The sequence below is a fragment of the Lysinibacillus sp. NPDC056232 genome, assembly GCF_042267565.1.
Lineage (GTDB): Bacteria > Bacillota > Bacilli > Bacillales_A > Planococcaceae > Lysinibacillus.
The window spans coordinates 1-19,580 of sequence record NZ_JBHJTF010000051.1; the positions used below are offsets into that span (position 1 = coordinate 1).

The window sequence follows — 19,580 nt, forward strand, 5'->3', positions numbered from 1 at the left end:
TGGCAAAGAGGTCACACCCGTTCCCATACCGAACACGGAAGTTAAGCTCTTTAGCGCCGATGGTAGTTGGGGGCTTCCCCCTGTGAGAGTAGGACATCGCTAGGCACTTAAAAAGTCGAGGATTTATTCCTCGGCTTTTTTTGTTTTATAACATAATAAAAAAAGGCTCTTTTCGAAAAGATTGTTGCTATTCAACTAACGGTGCAGTTTAATTGAAGAAGGAAAATAATTGTTTTACATAGAAGTAAATAAAATGTCTTAAAAAATAATGGGGTGTATAAACGGTGATTATTATTAGAAATCTAAAAAAAGTGAATTTGATTTTTTGATATAAAAGTAGCAAAGGGGATATTAAATGGTAAGTAAAATAGAATTATACGAAAAAGAGTCTCAGGAATTCAAACCTTTTAAACACTTTATTTCACGCATTCAAGTAATGCGGAAAGAATCCAGCTATGGGGCTGAAGTTGCCTCAAAATGGTCTGATATTTTAAACCAAACTCTTGTAGATGAAACTTACCCAGTGATACATCCAATTGGTCAGGAGACATTCTCGTTATATGCAGAGTTCACGACTGGGGTATTTGAGTATACCTTAGACATAGACGGGGCTACTACATTTATAAAAGAAAAAAACATTAAACCCATAAAGACTTCTCCATCGAATATAATTGAAGCTGTTGACCAAGGTAACATAAATAAAGACCCAAACCGAATAAAACCCAATCATAAAAATCCTGTAATGGTACTTCAGAGTCGATATTTAACCAACAACAAACCTTATTGTATCAATGGAAACCATCGTATATTTGAAGCATATAGAAATAATGATGAACAAATAGAAGTTTATGTTTTTAAAGATTTGGAGTTTGTTCCTTTCTTTTATGACGTTCTAAGTAAAGCAACATATTTTTTAGAAATTGATTACCATAATGTAGTTAATGATAAAAGATATTTATTGCATAACGAAAATGGTGCATTTGCAAATGAATTTAAGTAGATACGTTTATTCAACTAACGGGGTGCTTTAGTTGAATAAGGATTTACGAAAAATCAAAATATAAAGATCAAGTTAATCTACAAAATGTGCAGGATTAACTTGGTCTTTATGTATTAACAGCACCAATCTATCCGCTTAACCGAGAGTACCCTCATAAGTGAACCCATAATTGCTATATACTACCCCATCGACAACCCCACATGCCGCCACGTTGCACTACGCTTTCGCACAAAAATATCCTGACGCTACCGCTACGTTGCACTACCTTTCGAGCAAAAAATATCTGCTGCCCCCAGAAAAGCACCCAGTCGAAACAGAAATCAACCCTACGTTAAGGTGAAGAGCATTTCATTAATAAATCATACATACTAAATGAAGAATCTCAAGGTATAATGAAACTCATAAGAGGAAAAATTATTGGATACAAGATCGAAAGGAAGAAAGAATTGGGAAAAAAACAAATTTGGTATGAAGTAGAAGAAAACGAGTCAATTGAAGATTGTTTGGCAAGAATGCGTCGAGATGGTTATATGGCAGTGGGAAGAAAAGAAGAACCGATTTTTCACTTAGTCAATGGAGAACCAACGTATTTACGTCAAAAAATACAATTTAAAGCGATGAACTGGCAAGATTCTTAGTGAATTTGACTAAAATCCGAACGTTTGCAAATGACTAAAATAAATTGTTCGCATTTTTGCATTGACGATAGCGGAATGACTTGTTAAAATATGAGAAGGAAAAACAAATAAATCCCACATATATGCTAGAGGATTGGCTCTAGTGTCTCTACCCGGCACCGTAAATGCTGGACTATGCGGGAAAGCACTTTTGGCATGTTACGGGAAGGTTTGTGTGCAGAAATGTACATTTGCATATTCTTTTCATAATAAGTCCTCAAGTAAGCTGCTTTCACGTGTATGGTAGGGAGTAGTTTATTTGAGGATTTTCTTTGTTATAAAAAGTAAAGATTGCAATAGCTATATGAGAAATCATTTTTCTAACGTTAAGAAGGAGCGACAATCATGAATCCGAAAATCGGTGTCATTATGGGGAGTTCAAGTGACTGGGAAACAATGAAACATGCATGTGATATTTTAGATGAATTACAAGTATCGTACGAGAAAAAGGTTGTGTCTGCACATCGGACTCCTGATTTAATGTTTGAGTATGCAGAATCAGCACGTGAGCGAGGTATTCAAGTAATTATTGCTGGTGCAGGTGGAGCTGCGCACTTACCTGGAATGGTAGCAGCTAAAACAACGTTACCAGTAATCGGTGTACCTGTACAATCTCGTGCTCTTAACGGTCTTGATTCTCTATTATCAATCGTTCAAATGCCTGGTGGTGTACCTGTAGCAACAGTAGCGATTGGCAAAGCGGGAGCGACGAATGCAGGCTTGCTAGCAGCGCAAATTTTATCGACAACAGATGCGGAGCTTGCTAATAAACTAGATGCTAGACGTGAAGCCACGAAGCAACAAGTACTGGAAAGCACAGGTGACTTAGTGTGACAAAGATCATTTATCCAGGGCAGACGATAGGCATTATCGGAGGAGGGCAGCTTGGCCGTATGATGGCACTTGCTGCTAAAGAAGCAGGCTTTAAAATCGCCGTTCTTGAACCATCAATGGATTCACCAGGTGGACAGGTTGCGGATGTACGTATTGTAGCACCATATGATGATGAGGCAGCTTTAGAAGAACTTGCCGAGGTAAGTGACGTTATAACGTATGAGTTTGAAAACATCGATTATGATGGCTTAAAACGTTTAACACAAATGGCTTACGTTCCACAAGGAGCAGAGCTAGTACGCATTACACAAAACCGTGTGACTGAGAAAGAAGCGATTGTGAACGCAGGTTGTCCGGTAGCTCCTTATTTGGTTGTAAATACATATGAAGAATTACTAGCCAATATCGATAGGATTAGTTATCCTTGTATAGTCAAAACAGCAAGAGGTGGTTACGATGGCAAGGGGCAGCAGCTTTTAAAATCTGCGGAAGACCTATCGTTAGCAAAAGGGCTTTTCTCTCACTCACAATGTATTGTTGAGGGATTTGTACCTTTCGTTAAAGAGGTATCTGTCATTGTACAAAGAAACGGTGATGGTGAATCATATTGTCAGCCAGTTGGAGAAAATATTCATGTTCATCATATTTTACATGAAACGATTGTGCCAGCTCGTATAAAAGAGGAAACAGCACAGGCTGCAGAGCGCGAGGCCTTGAAAATTGCTGATTACTTAAATTTAGTGGGCACATTAGCTGTAGAAATGTTTGTATTAGAAGATGGTGGAATTGTTATTAATGAATTAGCACCAAGACCTCATAATTCAGGTCACTATTCAATAGAAGCATGTAATGTTTCTCAGTTCCATCAGCATATACGCGCTGTTTGTGGTTGGCCATTACGTAAACCACAACTTTGGGCACCATCTATTATGATAAATGTTTTAGGGCAGCATGTCATGCCACTTAGTAACTCAATTGCTAAATATCCTGAATGGTCTATACATCTTTATGGGAAAGCTGAAGCTAAGGTGAACCGTAAGATGGGCCACGTAACGATTATGACAAAAAACTTAGAAGAAACACTACAACAAATCGAGAGTTCTGGCATTTGGTCAGAATAGAAGGAGAAACGCAATGATCGAACGTTACACAAGACCCGAAATGGGCGCAATTTGGACAGAACAAAATAAATATCAAGCTTGGCTAGAGGTTGAAATTTTAGCATGTGAGGCTTGGGCAGAATTAGGCGACATTCCAAAAGAAGATGTAGCTAAAATCCGTGAAAATGCTTCATTTGATGTGAATCGTATTTTAGAGATTGAGCAAGAAACACGTCATGATGTTGTAGCATTCACTCGTGCCGTATCTGAAACACTTGGCGAAGAGCGAAAATGGGTGCACTATGGTTTAACTTCAACGGACGTAGTTGATACAGCCCTTTCTTTTTTAATTAAACAAGCGAATGATATTTTACGTAAAGACATCATGAATTTCATTGACATTATAGCAGCGAAAGCGAAAGAGTATAAGCATACGGTCATGATGGGACGTACACATGGTGTTCATGCTGAGCCAACAACTTTCGGTTTAAAATTAGCTTTATGGTATGAAGAAATGAAGCGTAACTTAGAACGCTTTGAAGCAGCAGCAAAAGTAATTGAAACAGGAAAAATGTCTGGCGCAGTAGGAACATATGCCAATATCGATCCTCGAGTTGAGCAATATGTATGCGATAAATTAGGACTTACAGCATCACCTATCTCAACACAAACATTACAACGTGATCGCCATGCACAGTATTTTGGGGCGTTGGCATTAATCGCAACATCAATAGAGAAATTTGCAACAGAGATTCGCGGCTTGCAAAAATCTGAAACACGTGAAGTTGAGGAAGGATTTGCAAAAGGACAAAAAGGCTCGTCAGCGATGCCTCATAAACGTAATCCAATCGGATCTGAAAACATGGTTGGTATGTCACGTTTAATGCGTGGCTATATGGTAACGGCTTATGAAAACGTAGCATTATGGCATGAGCGTGATATTTCACATTCATCTGCAGAACGTGTTATTTTACCGGATGCAACGATTACACTTAACTATATGTTAAATCGCTTCGGTAACATTGTGAAAAACTTAACAGTATTCCCTGAAAACATGAAACGTAATATGGGTCGCACTTTTGGTCTAATTTACTCTCAACGTATCTTATTAGCACTTATCGATAAAGGGTTAGTGCGTGAGGAAGCGTATGATACGGTACAACCTTTAGCGATGCAGGCGTGGGACGAGCAAGTTCAGTTCCGTACGTTAGTCGATGCAAGTGAAAAAATTACATCGTATTTAACGAAGGAAGAGTTAGATGATTGTTTTGACTACAACTACCATTTACAGCATGTAGATATGATTTTTAAGCGTCTTGGACTTAACTAAGTAGAGTCACTAGCGGATGTTACAGAATTGAATCGTTACGTACGATTCAATTCTGAACAATACGCGTGTATTTCATAATATCAGGGGGAGTAACGAAATGACTACAGGTCAACTTTTGTATGAAGGTAAAGCAAAAAAATTGTATACAACAGAGGAGCCAAATGTGTTACTCGTTGAATACAAGGATAGTGCAACAGCATTTAATGGTGAGAAAAAAGAAGAAATTGAAGGTAAAGGCGTATTAAACAATCGCATTACCTCTCTAATTTTCGAAAAATTACAAGCAAACGGAATTGCGTCACATTTCGTAAAACAATTATCTGATACGCAGCAGCTTGTAAAAAAGGTAGATATTATTCCAATAGAGGTCGTAGTTCGTAATATAGCAGCAGGTAGCTTAGCGAAACGTCTTGGCTTGGAGGAAGGTACACCATTAAAACGCTCAATCGTTGAGTTTTATTATAAAGACGATGAACTAGGCGATCCGCTCATTTCAACGGAGCATATTGACGTACTTGATCTTGCAACACCTGAGGAAGTGACAGCCATTTATAATGGTGCACTTGCAGTTAACGAAGTTTTGCATCCTATATTTGCAGATGTCAACGTTACACTAATTGACTTTAAATTAGAGTTCGGACGTGACAATGATGGAAATGTACTGCTGGCAGATGAAATATCACCAGATACATGCAGACTTTGGGATGCAACTACAAAGCAAAAGTTAGACAAAGATGTCTTTCGTAGAGACCTTGGTAATTTAACTGAAGTTTATACTATTATACTTTCTAGACTCGGAGGCAAATAACAATGAAAAAAGTTAAAATTTACGTAACATTACGCGAGAGCATTCTTGATCCACAAGGTTCAGCTGTACAAGGTTCTTTAGTGAAAATGGGTTACGCTGAAGTAGAAGATTTACGTATCGGTAAATATCTTGAACTAGCAATTAAAGATACAGAACGTGATATTGATACTCTAGTAAAAGAAATGTGTGAAAAGGTTTTAACTAACGTTGTAATCGAAGACTACCGTTACGAAGTCGAGGAGGCTAACTAATCATGAAATTCGCAGTACTCGTTTTCCCTGGGTCAAACTGTGATATCGATATGTATCATGCGATTAAAGACGAGCTAGGTGAAGAAGTAGAATATGTATGGCATACAGCAACAGATTTAAGTGGCTTTGATGGTATTTTAGTACCGGGAGGCTTCTCATACGGGGATTACCTTCGCTGTGGTGCGATGGCAAATCAATCTAATATTATGGCAGAGGTCAAGAAGGCAGCAGATGCTGGGAAGCCAGTATTAGGGGTATGTAATGGATTCCAAATCCTAACTGAAGCAGGTTTATTACCAGGTGCATTACTTCGAAACAAAAATTTGAAATTCATGTGCCGCACAATCCAACTTAAAGTTGAAAACAATAATACATTATTCACAAACCAATATGAGCAAGGTCAAATGATCAATATTCCAATCGCACATGGTGAAGGTAACTACTACTGTGACGAGGAAACTTTACAACAATTAAAAGATAACAATCAAATCGTGTTTACATATTCAGGCGAAAATCCAAACGGTTCTTTAGAAGATATCGCAGGGATTACAAACGAGCGCGGCAATGTACTAGGTATGATGCCTCACCCAGAGCGAGCTGTTGATGCACTGGTGGGCGGAGCAGACGGTCTAGCAGTATTTAAATCAATTGTGAAGCAGTGGAGGGAAAATCATGTCAACAACTAAGTTTGAGCCAACAACACAGCAAATTAAAGATCAAAAGCTATACGCTGGTATGGGGATGTCAGACGAAGAATTTGCAATGGTAGAAGGTATTATAGGGCGTCTACCAAACTGGACAGAGACAGGACTTTTCTCAGTAATGTGGTCTGAGCACTGCTCATACAAAAATTCAAAACCCGTGTTACGTAAATTCCCTACGGAGGGTCCACAAGTTTTACAAGGTCCAGGTGAAGGTGCTGGCATCGTAGACATTGGTGACGAACAAGCAGTTGTATTTAAAATGGAATCGCATAACCATCCATCAGCAATTGAGCCTTATCAAGGTGCTGCCACAGGTGTTGGTGGTATTATCCGTGACGTTTTCTCAATGGGTGCACGTCCAATTGCGATGCTGAACTCACTACGCTTTGGCGAATTAAAATCAGCGCGTGGAAAATATTTATTTGAAGAAGTAGTTGCTGGTATTGCAGGTTACGGTAACTGTATCGGGATTCCAACAGTAGGTGGCGAGATTCAATTCGATCCATGCTATGAAGGTAATCCATTAGTTAATGCAATGTGTGTAGGTTTAATTGACCACAAAGATATTCAACGTGGAATTGCAGCTGGTGTAGGGAATACAGTCATGTATGTTGGCGCTAAAACAGGTCGTGACGGTATCCATGGTGCAACATTTGCCTCTGAGGAGTTAACAGAAGAGTCTGAGAACCAACGTCCGGCAGTACAAGTAGGAGATCCATTTATGGAGAAACTTTTACTTGAAGCATGTTTAGAAGTTGTAAAATCGGACGCTCTAGTAGGTATTCAAGATATGGGGGCTGCTGGTCTTACTTCTTCATCAGCAGAAATGGCTTCTAAAGCTGGTTCTGGTGTAGAAATGAACTTAGATTTAGTACCTCAACGTGAAACAGGCATGACAGCATATGAAATGATGCTATCTGAATCTCAGGAGCGTATGCTACTTGTTGTGAAAAAAGGTCGCGAAGATGAAATTAAAGCGATTTTCGATAAATATGATTTAGATGCTGTGGCAATTGGTCGAGTGACTGATGATAAAATGCTTCGCCTTTTACATAACGGTGAAGTTGTAGCGGAAGTACCTGCTGATGCACTTGCAGAAGATGCACCAGTTTATCATAAACCATCTGCGGAACCTGCTTACTATGCTGAGTTCCAGGCGATGGAAAACACAGAACCGATGGTAACAGATTACAAAGAAACATTAAATGCACTTTTAAAAGCACCAACAGTTGCTTCAAAAGAGTGGGTTTACGATCAATATGATTATCAAGTTCGTACATCAACAGTCGTTGCTCCAGGTTCTGATGCAGCCGTTATCCGCGTTCGTGGTACGAACAAAGGATTAGCGATGACTACAGACTGTAACTCTCGTTATATTTTCCTAGATCCAGAAGTAGGCGGTGCCATTGCTGTAGCAGAGGCGGCTCGTAATATCGTAGCATCTGGTGGTACACCATTAGCGATTACTGACTGCTTAAACTTCGGTAATCCTGAGAAACCAGAAATCTTCTGGCAAATTGAAAAATCAGCTGATGGTATTTCAGCCGCTTGTACAGCACTGAATTCACCAGTAATCGGCGGGAACGTGTCTCTTTATAACGAGCGTTCTGGTGAAGCGGTTTACCCAACACCAACAATCGGTATGGTTGGACTAATTGACGATTTAGCACATGTGACAACTCAAGAAGTAAAAGCTGCTGGTGATGTAGTATTTGTGATCGGCGATACAAAAACTGAATTCGGTGGTTCGGAGCTTCAAAAATTATTAAATAATGGGGTTATTTCAGGGAAAGCACCAGCGATTGACCTACAGATTGAAGCTGCACGTCAACAAGCATTGCTTCAAGCAATTAAAGCAGGAATCGTACAGTCTGCACATGATGTAGCAGAAGGTGGTCTTGCAGTGGCTCTTGCTGAAACAACATTTGGCGTTAATGGCTTAGGTCTTGATGTGACATTAACAGGCTCTGCTACAACAGCATTATTCAGTGAAACACAATCTCGTTTCGTTGTAACAGTGAAAGAAGAAAATGCAGCTGCATTTGTAGAAATTGTAAAAGACGCAAAGAAAATCGGTGTCGTAACAAACGATGCGCTTGTTAAAATCAACGGTGAAAACGGTGTGCTTGTAGAAGGTACAGTGGAGGAATTCCGTTCTAATTGGAAAGGAGCAATCCCATGCTTGCTGAACTCAGAGGCTTAAACGAAGAATGTGGGGTGTTTGGTATTTGGGGTAACTCAAATCCCGCACACCTTAGTTATTACGGGCTTCATGCTCTTCAACACCGTGGCCAAGAAGGCGCTGGGATCGTCGTTTCTGACGGTCAGCATCTTCGCGCGGTGAAAGGCGAAGGACTAGTTAATGATGTTTTCAACGAAGAGAAATTAAAGGCAGTGGACGGAAAAGCTGCAATTGCCCATGTCCGTTATACGACTGCTGGAGGAGGCGGTATTGAAAATGTACAGCCATTATTATTCCACTCGTCAACTGGTAGCCTTTCAATTGCTCATAACGGTAATTTAGTCAATGCAACGCACTTAAAACAGTACTTAGAGCGTCAAGGGAGTATTTTCCATTCTAGCTCCGATACAGAAGTGCTAGCGCATCTTATTAAGAAAAGTTCGCATTCACCATTCCGTGCAAAGGTGAAAAATGCCCTCTCATTATTAAAGGGTGCTTACTCGTTCTTAATTATGACTAAAGATGAAATGCTTGTCGCACGTGATCCACATGGTTTACGTCCATTATCTCTTGGAAAGCTAGGAGATGGTTGGGTAGTAGCCTCTGAAACTTGTGCATTTGATTTAATAGGTGCAGAATTTGTTCGCTCTGTTGAACCTGGAGAGTTATTAATAATTAACGATGAAGGTGTAAAATCTGATCGTTTTGTAGAAATGGATAAACGCGCAATGTGTGCGATGGAGTACGTGTATTTAGCACGTCCTGATTCTGATATTGATGGTATTAACGTCCACATGGCACGTAAACGTATGGGCAAACAGCTTGCTCGTGAATGTGCACATATTGAAGCTGATGTTGTTACAGGTGTCCCTGACTCAAGTATTTCAGCAGCAATCGGCTTTGCAGAGGAAAGCGGTATTCCATATGAATTAGGTCTTATTAAAAATCGTTATGTAGGTCGTACATTTATCCAACCAACACAGGAATTACGTGAACGCGGTGTGAAAATGAAGCTTTCTCCAGTTGTTCAAGTCGTGAAAGGTAAACGAGTAGTGATGGTGGACGATTCAATCGTTCGTGGTACAACTTCACGACGTATTGTAAAAATGTTAAAAGATGCAGGGGCAGCAGAAGTACATGTTGTCATTTCTTCGCCACCGATGACGGATCCTTGCTATTATGGCATCGATACTTCAACTCATGAAGAATTGATTGCATCTAGCCAAAATGTAGATGCAATCCGTGAAACTATAGGAGCCGATTCACTCACATTCCTTTCCGTTGAAGGCATGGTAGAGACGATTGCAAGACCATATGAAGATGAAAACCGTGGATTATGCCTTGCATGCTTTACAGGTAAATATCCAACAGAAATTTTCCCAGATACAATCTTACCGCATGAAAAAGAACTATTACGTTAAGAAAAACATCTAAATACGTCTAGCAATGATGACAAATCAAGATTCAGATGTGCCAAGGCGATTCGGATGATAAGGAGGAACTCTGCGTGTCAAAAGCATATGAACAAGCAGGTGTAAATATTGAAGCAGGCTACGAAGCCGTAAAACGAATGAAATCTCACGTTGAACGTACAAACCGTCTAGGTGTGATGGGCACGTTCGGTGGTTTTGGTGGTATGTTTGACTTGTCAGAACTAAATCTTAAGGAACCTGTTCTTATTTCAGGTACTGATGGTGTTGGGACAAAATTAAAGTTAGCGTTTATGGTGGACAAGCACGACACGATTGGCGTGGACTGTGTAGCGATGTGCGTCAATGATATCGTAGCGCAAGGTGCCGAACCATTGTACTTTTTAGATTATGTAGCTCTTGGCAAGGCAGAGCCTGCAAAAATTGAGCAAATTGTAAAGGGCGTTGCAGATGGCTGTGTGCAATCTGGTGCGGCATTAATCGGTGGTGAAACTGCAGAGATGCCAGGTCTTTACGAAGAAGATGAGTATGATTTAGCTGGTTTTGCAGTAGGAGCCTGTGAAAAATCAGCCATCGTAACAGGTGAGAACATCGTAGAGGGTGACGTGCTTGTTGGTATTGCTTCAAGTGGGGTGCATTCAAACGGTTACTCATTAGTGCGAAAAATTGTCTTTGCAGATAATCAGTACGCAGTTGATTCGATTGTGGAAGGCTACGAGGATCTAGGTCCTATTGGAGAAGCCTTGTTAGTGCCAACAAAATTATATGCGAAACCTGTACTTGCAGCTTTAAAAGCAGCAGATGTTCATGGCTGTGCACATGTAACGGGCGGTGGCTTTTATGAAAACCTACCACGTATGATGCCAGAAGGTTTAGCAACTGAAATTGACTTAGGGTCTTGGCCAGTCTTACGTATTTTTGAGTTCTTAAAAGAAAAAGGACAGTTAGAGGACAAGGATTTATATAATGTCTTTAACATGGGCATTGGCTTCGTTTTAGCTGTACCAGCAGCTGAAGTAGAGAAAGTGCTTGCTACGGTAGAAGCTAATGGTGAAAAAGCATACAAAATTGGTCGCGTTGTGAAAGGCGAAGGTGTTGTATTCAATGGCTCACATGATGGGAGTTTAGTGTAATGGCTGTACCAACTAAAATTGCCGTTTTTGCTTCAGGTAGCGGCAGTAACTTTCAAGCTATTCAAGAGGCCATTGAACGTGGCGAACTACATGCAAAGATTGAACTTGTTGTGACAGACAAGCCTAGCGCATTTGTAGTGACACGTGCTGAAAACTATAGTATTCCAGTGCTAGCTTTAAGTCCGAAAGAGTTTTCATCAAAGGCAGATTACGAGACTGCTATTATCGAGGCTCTTCACGAACGTCATGTAGAATGGATTGTGCTTGCAGGTTATATGCGCTTAATTAGTGAAGTATTGCTAACTGCATACCCACAGCGCATCGTGAATATTCATCCTTCATTATTACCGGCGTTCCCTGGTAAAGATGCTATTGGTCAAGCGATGGAACACGGTGTCAAGATAACAGGAGTAACAGTCCATTTTGTAGATGAAGGTATGGATACAGGGCCTATTGTTGCACAAGCGGCAGTTCAAGTTGTTGATGGTGACCGTGAGGCAACAGAAACGGCAGTTCATAAGGAAGAGCATGTACTGTATACAAAAGCTTTACAGCAATTGTTAAAGTAATGGATTGGGAGAGAGTTAGGTCTTCTAAAAAAAGATTGCTCAATCAAAACCTAACTCTGTTTCATCAATAATAGCAAGACATATTCGTGGCAAACACGATAAAATTAGGAGGATTTCGTTGTGACAAAACGTGCATTAATCAGTGTTTCCAATAAAGATGGTATTTTAGAATTTGCAAAAGAACTAGTAGCATTAGGTTATGAAATTTTATCAACTGGTGGTACGAAAAAAATGTTACAAGACAATCATGTTGCCGTAACAGCAGTAGATGAAGTAACTAAATTCCCTGAAATTTTAGATGGCCGTGTAAAAACGTTAAATCCAATGATTCACGGAGGACTATTAGGAAAATTTGACGATGCTTCTCATCAAGCACAAATGAATGAGCATGGAATTGAGCCAATTGAGATTGTTTGTGTCAATCTTTACCCGTTTGTTGAAACAATTTCAAAGCCTAATGTAACATGGGATGACGCGATTGAAAATATCGATATCGGTGGTCCAACAATGTTACGTTCTGCAGCAAAAAACCATCAATATGTAACAGTAATTGTGGATAGCAATGACTATGCGAACGTATTAGAGGAACTGAAAGCTAATGGTGCAACGACTATTGAAACACGTCGTAAGTTAGCTGCAAAAGTTTTCCGTCACACAGCCGCTTATGATTCATATATATCAAACCACTTAACAGAAGAAGAGTTCCCGGAGAGCTTAACAATGACATATGAATTAAAGCAAAACTTACGCTATGGTGAAAATCCACATCAAAAAGCGGCATTCTATCAAAAACGTCTAGGCTCAGATTTTTCACTAGCTTATGCTACGCAATTGCATGGTAAAGAATTATCATACAACAATATTCAGGACGGGAATGCAGCATTGCAAATTGTTAAAGAGTTTGAAATGCCTGCAGCAGTAGCTGTAAAGCACATGAACCCTTGTGGTGTTGGAACGGGCGCAACATTAGAAGAAGCGTTTGATAAAGCATATGAAGCAGATTCAACGTCTATTTTTGGTGGCATTATTGCTTTAAATATGGAAGTTGATGCAGCAACTGCTGAAAAATTAAATCATATATTTTTAGAAATTATTATTGCACCAGCTTTCTCCCAAGAAGCTCTTGATATTTTAACGAAGAAGAAAAATATTCGCTTATTAACAATTCCTTTCGAGCAAGCAAAACAAGACAAATTCAATGTTGTATCGGTTGAAGGTGGTCTTCTTGTACAAGAACCAGATCGCTATGGCTTTTCTAATGCAGATATTAAAGTTGTCACAGACCGTGAACCGACAGCACAAGAATGGGAAGCATTACAACTTGGCTGGGCAGTTGTGAAGCATGTTAAATCTAATGCTATCGTCGTGACAGATTCTCAAATGACACTTGGTGTTGGTGCTGGTCAAATGAACCGTGTTGGAGCGGCTAAAATCGCATTTGAGCAAGCTGGCGAAAAAGCAAAAGGTGCAGCGCTAGCATCAGATGCATTCTTCCCAATGAGCGATAGTGTAGAAGCAGCTGCAGCGGCTGGTATTACAGCCATTATTCAACCAGGTGGCTCTATAAAAGATCAGGATTCAATCGATAAAGCGAATGAATACGGCATTGCGATGGTATTCACTGGCGTACGCCATTTCAAGCACTAAAATATCCAAAAACTAGACCGAGATGGGCAACATCTCGGTCTTACGCACAAAGAGGAGGATTCCCTAAAATGAAAGTATTAGTCATTGGAAGCGGCGGTCGAGAACATGCTATCGCCAAACAATTTAGTATTTCACCATCTGTTAATAAAGTATTTGTAGCACCTGGTAATGATGGTATGCGAGGCGATGCAGAAGTTGTAGCGATTGATTCAATGGATTTTGCAGGCTTGGCGCAATTTGCTAAAGAAAATGCAGTAGATTTAACCTTTGTTGGGCCTGAGCAACTACTTGCTGAAGGAATCGTGGATTTCTTTACGGCTCGTGGCTTACGAATATTTGGTCCAACAAAGGCAGCGGCACAAATCGAAAGCAGTAAATCATACGCTAAGGATATTATGAATAAATATCATATCCCAACAGCAAACCATGAAACATTTACTGAAGCAGATAAGGCTATTGCATATATTAAAGAACAAGGTGCTCCAATCGTTATCAAGGCAGATGGTTTAGCAGCTGGTAAAGGTGTAGTTGTAGCAATGACTGAAGATGAAGCGATTGAAGCTGTAGAGGATATGATTGGGAACCAACGTTTTGGTGAATCATCTTCTCGCGTTGTCATTGAAGAATTCCTGGACGGAGAAGAATTCTCCTTTATGTCATTTGTCCATAAAGGTCAGATTTATCCGATGGTCATAGCGCAGGACCACAAACGTGCCTATGATGGCGATAAAGGACCAAACACAGGTGGTATGGGTGCCTATTCGCCAGTACCTCAAATTTCTCAAGAAATAGTGGATATTGCTTATAAGACGATTGTTGAACCAACTGTGAAAGGTATGGAGGCAGATGGTGTATCGTTTACAGGGATATTATATGTAGGATTGATTTTAACGAAAAATGGTCCAAAAGTGATTGAATTTAATGCACGCTTTGGTGATCCAGAAACACAGGTAGTTTTACCACGTATGGCTTCCGACTTTGGTGTATTTATGACAGCATTGATGGATGAGAAGCCATTTGATTTGCAATGGTCTGAAGAAGCAATGTTAGGCGTAGTAATTGCCGCTGAAGGTTATCCTGGAGACGTTGAAAAAGGACATGCATTACCTAACCTAGAGGCTTTATCAGCTTCACACGCGGTATTCCATGCAGGTACAAAGCTTGTAGATGAGAAGTTTGTAGGGAATGGCGGTCGAGTTTTATTAGTTGGAGCAAAAGCATCTACTTTAAAAGAAGCACAAGAAAAAGTATACGCAGGCATTGCAACTGAAAAATGGGACAATTTCTTCTACCGCAAAGATATCGGCTGGCGTACGTTTAAATAGTAGTTGTGTAACTATAGAGTTATAATTGCCCGATAAAATTTGTTTACATTTTACTTAAGTTTATCACCATAGCGTGGGGTTGATTTCCGTTCCGACTGGGCGCTTTCCTGGGGGCGTCCGATGAGCCGCTTCACTCGCGTTGCTCGCTCCAGGGTCTCATCTGTGACGCTGATCCCCAAGGAGTCGCCCAGTCTCCACTCCAATCAACTTATATACAAAGCATATGTTTTAATAAATGTCGTCTCAAACTTTTAGTATAAATCTAATTGAAGAAGCTTTTTTTTCGTTGCGATTTACTAAATGATTAGTAAAATAAATTAAGCGTGTTGGTTAGGGAAATATAGGTTTATTTTTGAGTGATAAAAGGATTTTTTTGTTGATATTTTGCAATGTATGCCCATTTTAATTGATTGTAGCGTAGGGCTACTCGACTCCCGCGGGAAAGCGAGACAGACGAGACCCTGCACGGAGCGTAGCGGAGGAAGCGGCTCGTCGCTCGCCCGCAGGAAAGCGAGTAGCCCGTAGCGGAAATCAGAGCCTTCTAATTAATTAGGACGGATAAAGAATGGTTAAACAACACACTTGAAATTAAATATTTTATCATGCAGTGAAACTTCTTATTGTTTTCAAACGTATGATTTACAAAGGTGAAAGCCGTCTCAACAATACAGTTGAGACGGCTCCTTTGACTAAGAAGGATTTTGTGCATTATTTGTAGGATTTTTACTTCCTGAGGAATTTTGATTGGAAGCACTGGAGTCAGACTGCTTTGACGCAGTTGCGTTTGATCCTGACATATTTCCAGTTATAACGGAGGAGAAATCCTTCATGAGTTTATCGATTTGTTCAGATGACATAGAATTTTGGCCACTGAGCATACTTTGCATAGAAGAGTTGTTGCCGGTGTTCATAGCACTCCCCATACTTGAGCTTAGTAAAGATTTAGTAGGACAATACTTAAAGATACCCTCAGCCATTTTCATGGCACCAAAAGCAATCATCAATCGACCTGCCGTACAGTTAGGATTTCTTGAGACCTTAGCGATACCAAATGCCGTTAAACTTGTACCCATGGCAAAGCGACAGAAGGCATTTTTTTCGCTTAAATTCGTTTCCTGCATCATCATATTTCCTCCTTTAGTCATTGTGGGAAAAATAAAGCGGGGGCACTTTGCTTTATGAAAGTGCTGTGTTACGATTGAAACAAGATGATTGCATAAAGCACTAAATTTATGAAAGAAAGCGTTTATGCAGTAGTAGTATGTGATTTCAAGTAGGATTTACACAATGAAATTTTACGTAATTCAGGAAGGGGCGAATAGAATGGATCCAGTATGGAAAATTACAGAATTACGCCAACAATTAGCTGTAATTGATGGTAAAAAAGCACCGGATATTGTATTAAAAAATGCGCGTTATTTACATAGCATGCTCAAACAGTGGGTAGTAGGGAACATTTGGATTTCAGGAGATCGTATTGTCTATGCTGGTGATAGAATGCCACCGTTATTAGAGGGGACAGAGGTGGTAGATTGTACGAATAAAACAATTGTACCAGGATATATTGAGCCACACGTTCATCCGTTCCAGTTATACCATCCACAATCTTTTGCTGATTTTTGTGGACAGCTAGGCACTACAACTTTTATTTCAGATAATTTAAGCTTCGTTTTATCTTTAGAAAATAAGAAAGCGTTTTCAATTCTGGATAGTTTGAAAACTCTACCGTTTTCATTTTATTGGTGGACTCGTTTTGATTCGCAAACTGAAATGGAACAGGAGGAAGAGATTTTTTCTAATACGTCCATTTTAGAATGGCTAGAACGGGATGATGTTTTACTTGGAGGGGAATTAACGGGTTGGCCAAGGTTGTTACATGGAGATGACCAAATGCTTTATCGCATGCAAATGGCTAAGGGCTACGGAAAAAAAATAGAAGGGCACTTCCCTGGTGCATCAGAACGAACTTTAGCACGTATGAAGCTACTTGGTGCAGATGGTGATCATGAAGCTATGACAGTAGAAGAAGTGGAGCGACGTATTATGCAAGGATATGCTGTAACGCTGCGTCATTCTTCCATACGTCCTGACTTACCACATCTATTAAAAGGAATCGTCGAAAAAGGACTACCTATTTTTGATCATTTAATGATGACAACGGATGGGTCGACACCCTCTTTTCATGAAGATGGTGTGATGGATAAATGTATTCAAGTAGCCTTAGATGCAGGTGTAGCACCAATCGATGCTTATCAAATGGCTTCCTATAATGTGGCACGCTATTATAATATGTCCAGCTTACATGGCTTTATCGCAACTGGTCGATTTGCTTCCCTTAATATTTTACAAGATGAATGGCACCCGGTTCCTGAAAGTGTACTATCGAAGGGTGTTTGGTTAAAACGCGATGGAGAACAAGTGCAAAGGCTTGCTGCAATTGACTATTCAGCGTTACCTGCATTTGACTTAGATTTTTCATTAACGTCTCATGATTTTCAATTCTCGATGCCGTTTGGAATTGAGTTAGTAAATGATGTTATTACCAAACCATATAACTCATTAATTACTAGAGAAGGGCAGCTTGCCGATCATGATGAATGTTATTTAATGCTTATTAATAGAGATGGCAATTGGCATGTTAACACGATGATTAAAGGTTTTGCTTCTAGTGTTCAAGGCTTTGCTTCATCATATTCGAATACAGGCGATATTTTGTTGATCGGAAAAAATAAAGAAGATATGATTACAGCTTTTGAAGAAATGAAGGCAATGCGTGGTGGTATTGTACTTGCTGAAAAGGGTGAAGTAATTGCAACTATCCCATTAACTATTGGTGGTCTTTTACATGATGGGGATGTTAAGGAACTATCAGAAAAAGAGAAGGTCTTAAAACAAGCATTAGCGGAACGTGGTTACCACTTAGGAGACGCAATTTATTCTTTATTATTCTTACAATCTACACATTTACCATATATTCGTATAACACCAAAAGGGATTTTTGATGTTATGAAGAATAAGTTATTATTACCAGCAGTGATGCGCTAGTTGAAGCTTCCTTATGGTATATCCACAACAATTACAAATTAGATGTAATTGATTAAAGGAGAGTAATGCTTGTGTTCAAATCGAAGAAACTATTTATCGCAATGGCTTTTAGTACTTTATTGATAGGAGGATGTTCTAAAGATTCGTCGGAAGTAAAGGAAGACGATATGAACAAGGTTGATGAAGAAACTGCTATTGAAGAGACTGCTAAAGAGGGAGATAAGGTTGCTCCGTTAACAGGTGAAGCTGTTAAGGAGGAAATTACGCAACGCCCAATTATGGTTACCATTAATAATCATCAGAAAGCACGTCCACAATCAGGAATAGAAGCGGCGGACATTATTTATGAAATGCTGGCTGAAGGCAATGTTACGCGTTTGCTAGCAATTTATCAAAGTGAACTGCCAGAAACTGTAGGGCCAGTTCGTAGTGCTCGATCTTATTTTATTGATCTTGCAAAAGGCTTTGATGCATTTTATGTAGCGCATGGCTATAGCCCTGAGGCAAAATCGATGCTTACTAATAATGTAGTCGACAATATAAATGGCATGGATTATGATGGGACACTTTTTAAACGTTCAAAAGATCGTGTTGCTCCACATAACTCATATATTACGTCTAAAAATATAGTAAATGGGGCGAAAAAAGTGGGCGCTTCAATGAGTTACCGTGAAAAAGTAAGTCAGGCTTTTTATGAACCCGATGAACGTGGTAAAATAGGCAGTGAAACAAGTCGAGTTGACATTTACTACGGAAATAGTGAGTATTTCCATAATTCGTATTTGTATGACCATCAAAGTAATCGTTATGGACGACAATCGGCTGGCGTTGACACAAAGGATATGTTAACAGGCGACACATTATCAATTGCAAATGTTCTATTTTTTGAAATGAAACATCGAACGATTGATAATGAGGGGCGCCAAGAAATTGATTTAACTTCTGGTGGAAATGCGTATGTATTTCAAAATGGCTATATGAGAGAAGTCAAATGGGCTAATATTGATGGAATACCAATGGCTGTAGAAGAGTCTGGGGAGCTTGTAAAGCTAGTACCAGGGAAGTCTTGGGTTCATTTTGTACCAACTTCACCAGGGTTACAAGCAATGGTGAAAACGCAGCCTTAAAGGGAGGAAGATTGCATGCAAATCGAAAAAATTCGAGGACATCAAACAGATCAATTATTTAAAGCAGTGTTAGAGCTGAAAGACATCGAAGAATGCTATAAGTTCTTTGATGATTTATGTACGATTAGTGAAATTCAATCGCTGGCACAACGCTTTGAGGTTGCGCATTTACTACGTTTAAAGAAAACCTACGAATCCATTAAAAAGGAAACAGGTGCAAGTACAGCAACTATTTCGCGTGTACGTCGTTGCTTTGATTATGGGAATGATACATATGATGAAATGTTAGGTCGTTTGTATCCAGATGAAAAGCCATTTCAAGCACCAAAAGAATAGTAGGTAAAGAGGCTGGGTAGAGGTTCTGCTCAGTCTTTTTCATTTTTTTGTAGACAGTCATAAGCTATACTTGTAAACGAAT

At 39.7% G+C, this 19,580-nt stretch carries 19 protein-coding genes, 1 rRNA gene and 1 riboswitch; of the genes, 19 read left to right on the forward strand and 1 reads right to left on the reverse strand.

What is annotated here, in order from left to right; all coding sequences use genetic code 11:
* From rrf to ACFCYJ_RS24335, 16 genes are all read left to right on the forward strand, one after another.
* Positions 1–105, forward strand: a 5S ribosomal RNA gene (rrf, locus tag ACFCYJ_RS24260); the annotation flags it as partial.
* A gap of 250 nt (positions 106–355) precedes the next feature.
* Positions 356–1,000, forward strand: coding sequence for a hypothetical protein (locus ACFCYJ_RS24265; protein ID WP_376078092.1), 645 nt, complete (start codon positions 356–358; stop codon positions 998–1,000).
* A gap of 446 nt (positions 1,001–1,446) precedes the next feature.
* Positions 1,447–1,638, forward strand: coding sequence for an NETI motif-containing protein (locus ACFCYJ_RS24270; RefSeq protein WP_376078094.1), 192 nt, complete (start codon positions 1,447–1,449; stop codon positions 1,636–1,638).
* Positions 1,639–1,734: 96 nt separating this feature from the next.
* Positions 1,735–1,833, forward strand: a riboswitch (purine riboswitch).
* Positions 1,834–2,022: 189 nt separating this feature from the next.
* Positions 2,023–2,511 (forward strand): 5-(carboxyamino)imidazole ribonucleotide mutase, encoded by a 489-nt coding sequence (purE, locus tag ACFCYJ_RS24275; RefSeq protein ID WP_376078096.1) that lies wholly within the window; start codon positions 2,023–2,025, stop codon positions 2,509–2,511.
* Positions 2,508–3,632 carry a 5-(carboxyamino)imidazole ribonucleotide synthase gene (purK, locus tag ACFCYJ_RS24280; protein ID WP_376078097.1) on the forward strand — a complete coding sequence of 375 codons (1,125 nt, stop codon included), beginning with the start codon at positions 2,508–2,510 and terminating at the stop codon, positions 3,630–3,632. Before purE ends, purK begins: the two co-directional genes overlap by 4 nt.
* Positions 3,633–3,645: 13 nt before the next feature.
* Positions 3,646–4,941, forward strand: coding sequence for an adenylosuccinate lyase (purB, locus tag ACFCYJ_RS24285; RefSeq protein ID WP_376078099.1), 1,296 nt, complete (start codon positions 3,646–3,648; stop codon positions 4,939–4,941).
* Positions 4,942–5,038: 97 nt separating this feature from the next.
* Positions 5,039–5,749 carry a phosphoribosylaminoimidazolesuccinocarboxamide synthase gene (gene purC, locus ACFCYJ_RS24290; protein WP_376078101.1) on the forward strand — a complete coding sequence of 237 codons (711 nt, stop codon included), beginning with the start codon at positions 5,039–5,041 and terminating at the stop codon, positions 5,747–5,749.
* Positions 5,750–5,751: 2 nt separating this feature from the next.
* Complete coding sequence (purS, locus tag ACFCYJ_RS24295) at positions 5,752–6,000, forward strand: phosphoribosylformylglycinamidine synthase subunit PurS (protein ID WP_079562648.1); 249 nt, start codon at positions 5,752–5,754, stop codon at positions 5,998–6,000.
* A 2-nt stretch (positions 6,001–6,002) separates the two neighbouring features.
* Positions 6,003–6,686, forward strand: coding sequence for a phosphoribosylformylglycinamidine synthase subunit PurQ (gene purQ / locus ACFCYJ_RS24300; protein WP_142510088.1), 684 nt, complete (start codon positions 6,003–6,005; stop codon positions 6,684–6,686).
* Complete coding sequence (gene purL / locus ACFCYJ_RS24305) at positions 6,673–8,907, forward strand: phosphoribosylformylglycinamidine synthase subunit PurL (RefSeq protein WP_376078103.1); 2,235 nt, start codon at positions 6,673–6,675, stop codon at positions 8,905–8,907. The genes purQ and purL overlap by 14 nt, the downstream gene beginning before the upstream one ends.
* Positions 8,883–10,307 carry an amidophosphoribosyltransferase gene (gene purF / locus ACFCYJ_RS24310; protein WP_376078106.1) on the forward strand — a complete coding sequence of 475 codons (1,425 nt, stop codon included), beginning with the start codon at positions 8,883–8,885 and terminating at the stop codon, positions 10,305–10,307. The genes purL and purF overlap by 25 nt, the downstream gene beginning before the upstream one ends.
* Before the next feature lie 86 nt (positions 10,308–10,393).
* A complete protein-coding gene (purM, locus tag ACFCYJ_RS24315) occupies positions 10,394–11,449 on the forward strand; it encodes a phosphoribosylformylglycinamidine cyclo-ligase (protein WP_376078109.1) in 1,056 nt (351 codons plus the stop codon).
* Positions 11,449–12,018 carry a phosphoribosylglycinamide formyltransferase gene (gene purN, locus ACFCYJ_RS24320; protein ID WP_376078111.1) on the forward strand — a complete coding sequence of 190 codons (570 nt, stop codon included), beginning with the start codon at positions 11,449–11,451 and terminating at the stop codon, positions 12,016–12,018. Before purM ends, purN begins: the two co-directional genes overlap by 1 nt.
* A 120-nt stretch (positions 12,019–12,138) precedes the next feature.
* Positions 12,139–13,665: a bifunctional phosphoribosylaminoimidazolecarboxamide formyltransferase/IMP cyclohydrolase gene (gene purH / locus ACFCYJ_RS24325; RefSeq protein WP_376078114.1), complete on the forward strand. Its 1,527-nt coding sequence runs from the start codon at positions 12,139–12,141 to the stop codon at positions 13,663–13,665.
* A gap of 68 nt (positions 13,666–13,733) precedes the next feature.
* Complete coding sequence (purD, locus tag ACFCYJ_RS24330) at positions 13,734–14,990, forward strand: phosphoribosylamine--glycine ligase (RefSeq protein ID WP_376078116.1); 1,257 nt, start codon at positions 13,734–13,736, stop codon at positions 14,988–14,990.
* A 120-nt stretch (positions 14,991–15,110) separates the two neighbouring features.
* Positions 15,111–15,245: a hypothetical protein gene (locus ACFCYJ_RS24335; RefSeq protein WP_376078118.1), complete on the forward strand. Its 135-nt coding sequence runs from the start codon at positions 15,111–15,113 to the stop codon at positions 15,243–15,245.
* A gap of 434 nt (positions 15,246–15,679) precedes the next feature.
* Here the strand turns inward: ACFCYJ_RS24335 and ACFCYJ_RS24340 are convergent, their stop codons facing one another.
* On the reverse strand, positions 15,680–16,114 hold the full coding sequence (locus ACFCYJ_RS24340) for a hypothetical protein (protein ID WP_376078121.1): 435 nt from the start codon (positions 16,112–16,114) through the stop codon (positions 15,680–15,682).
* A 199-nt stretch (positions 16,115–16,313) separates the two neighbouring features.
* On the opposite strand from ACFCYJ_RS24340, the gene ACFCYJ_RS24345 reads away from it, so the two are divergent.
* The 3 genes from ACFCYJ_RS24345 (at position 16,314) to ACFCYJ_RS24355 (ending at position 19,498) form a co-directional block, all read left to right on the forward strand.
* On the forward strand, positions 16,314–18,035 hold the full coding sequence (locus ACFCYJ_RS24345; protein ID WP_376078123.1) for an adenine deaminase C-terminal domain-containing protein: 1,722 nt from the start codon (positions 16,314–16,316) through the stop codon (positions 18,033–18,035).
* Between the two features lie 71 nt (positions 18,036–18,106).
* Positions 18,107–19,162 carry a DUF3048 domain-containing protein gene (locus ACFCYJ_RS24350; RefSeq protein ID WP_376078126.1) on the forward strand — a complete coding sequence of 352 codons (1,056 nt, stop codon included), beginning with the start codon at positions 18,107–18,109 and terminating at the stop codon, positions 19,160–19,162.
* Between the two features lie 15 nt (positions 19,163–19,177).
* Positions 19,178–19,498, forward strand: a complete 321-nt coding sequence (locus ACFCYJ_RS24355) for a YerC/YecD family TrpR-related protein (RefSeq protein WP_004225717.1) — start codon at positions 19,178–19,180, stop codon at positions 19,496–19,498.
* Positions 19,499–19,580 lie beyond the last annotated feature (82 nt).

What these genes read in the sequence shown, in the direction of transcription:
- ACFCYJ_RS24265 (WP_376078092.1), top strand. Translation starts at nt 356, where the DNA reads ATGGTAAGTAAAATAGAATTATACGAAAAAGAGTCTCAGGAATTCAAA.
- purE (WP_376078096.1), top strand. Translation starts at nt 2,023, where the DNA reads ATGAATCCGAAAATCGGTGTCATTATGGGGAGTTCAAGTGACTGGGAA.
- purB (WP_376078099.1), top strand. Translation starts at nt 3,646, where the DNA reads ATGATCGAACGTTACACAAGACCCGAAATGGGCGCAATTTGGACAGAA.
- purC (WP_376078101.1), top strand. Translation starts at nt 5,039, where the DNA reads ATGACTACAGGTCAACTTTTGTATGAAGGTAAAGCAAAAAAATTGTAT.
- purS (WP_079562648.1), top strand. Translation starts at nt 5,752, where the DNA reads ATGAAAAAAGTTAAAATTTACGTAACATTACGCGAGAGCATTCTTGAT.
- purQ (WP_142510088.1), top strand. Translation starts at nt 6,003, where the DNA reads ATGAAATTCGCAGTACTCGTTTTCCCTGGGTCAAACTGTGATATCGAT.
- purL (WP_376078103.1), top strand. Translation starts at nt 6,673, where the DNA reads ATGTCAACAACTAAGTTTGAGCCAACAACACAGCAAATTAAAGATCAA.
- purF (WP_376078106.1), top strand. Translation starts at nt 8,883, where the DNA reads ATGCTTGCTGAACTCAGAGGCTTAAACGAAGAATGTGGGGTGTTTGGT.
- purN (WP_376078111.1), top strand. Translation starts at nt 11,449, where the DNA reads ATGGCTGTACCAACTAAAATTGCCGTTTTTGCTTCAGGTAGCGGCAGT.
- purD (WP_376078116.1), top strand. Translation starts at nt 13,734, where the DNA reads ATGAAAGTATTAGTCATTGGAAGCGGCGGTCGAGAACATGCTATCGCC.
- ACFCYJ_RS24335 (WP_376078118.1), top strand. Translation starts at nt 15,111, where the DNA reads ATGAGCCGCTTCACTCGCGTTGCTCGCTCCAGGGTCTCATCTGTGACG.
- ACFCYJ_RS24340 (WP_376078121.1), bottom strand. Translation starts at nt 16,114, where the DNA reads ATGATGCAGGAAACGAATTTAAGCGAAAAAAATGCCTTCTGTCGCTTT.
- ACFCYJ_RS24345 (WP_376078123.1), top strand. Translation starts at nt 16,314, where the DNA reads ATGGATCCAGTATGGAAAATTACAGAATTACGCCAACAATTAGCTGTA.
- ACFCYJ_RS24355 (WP_004225717.1), top strand. Translation starts at nt 19,178, where the DNA reads ATGCAAATCGAAAAAATTCGAGGACATCAAACAGATCAATTATTTAAA.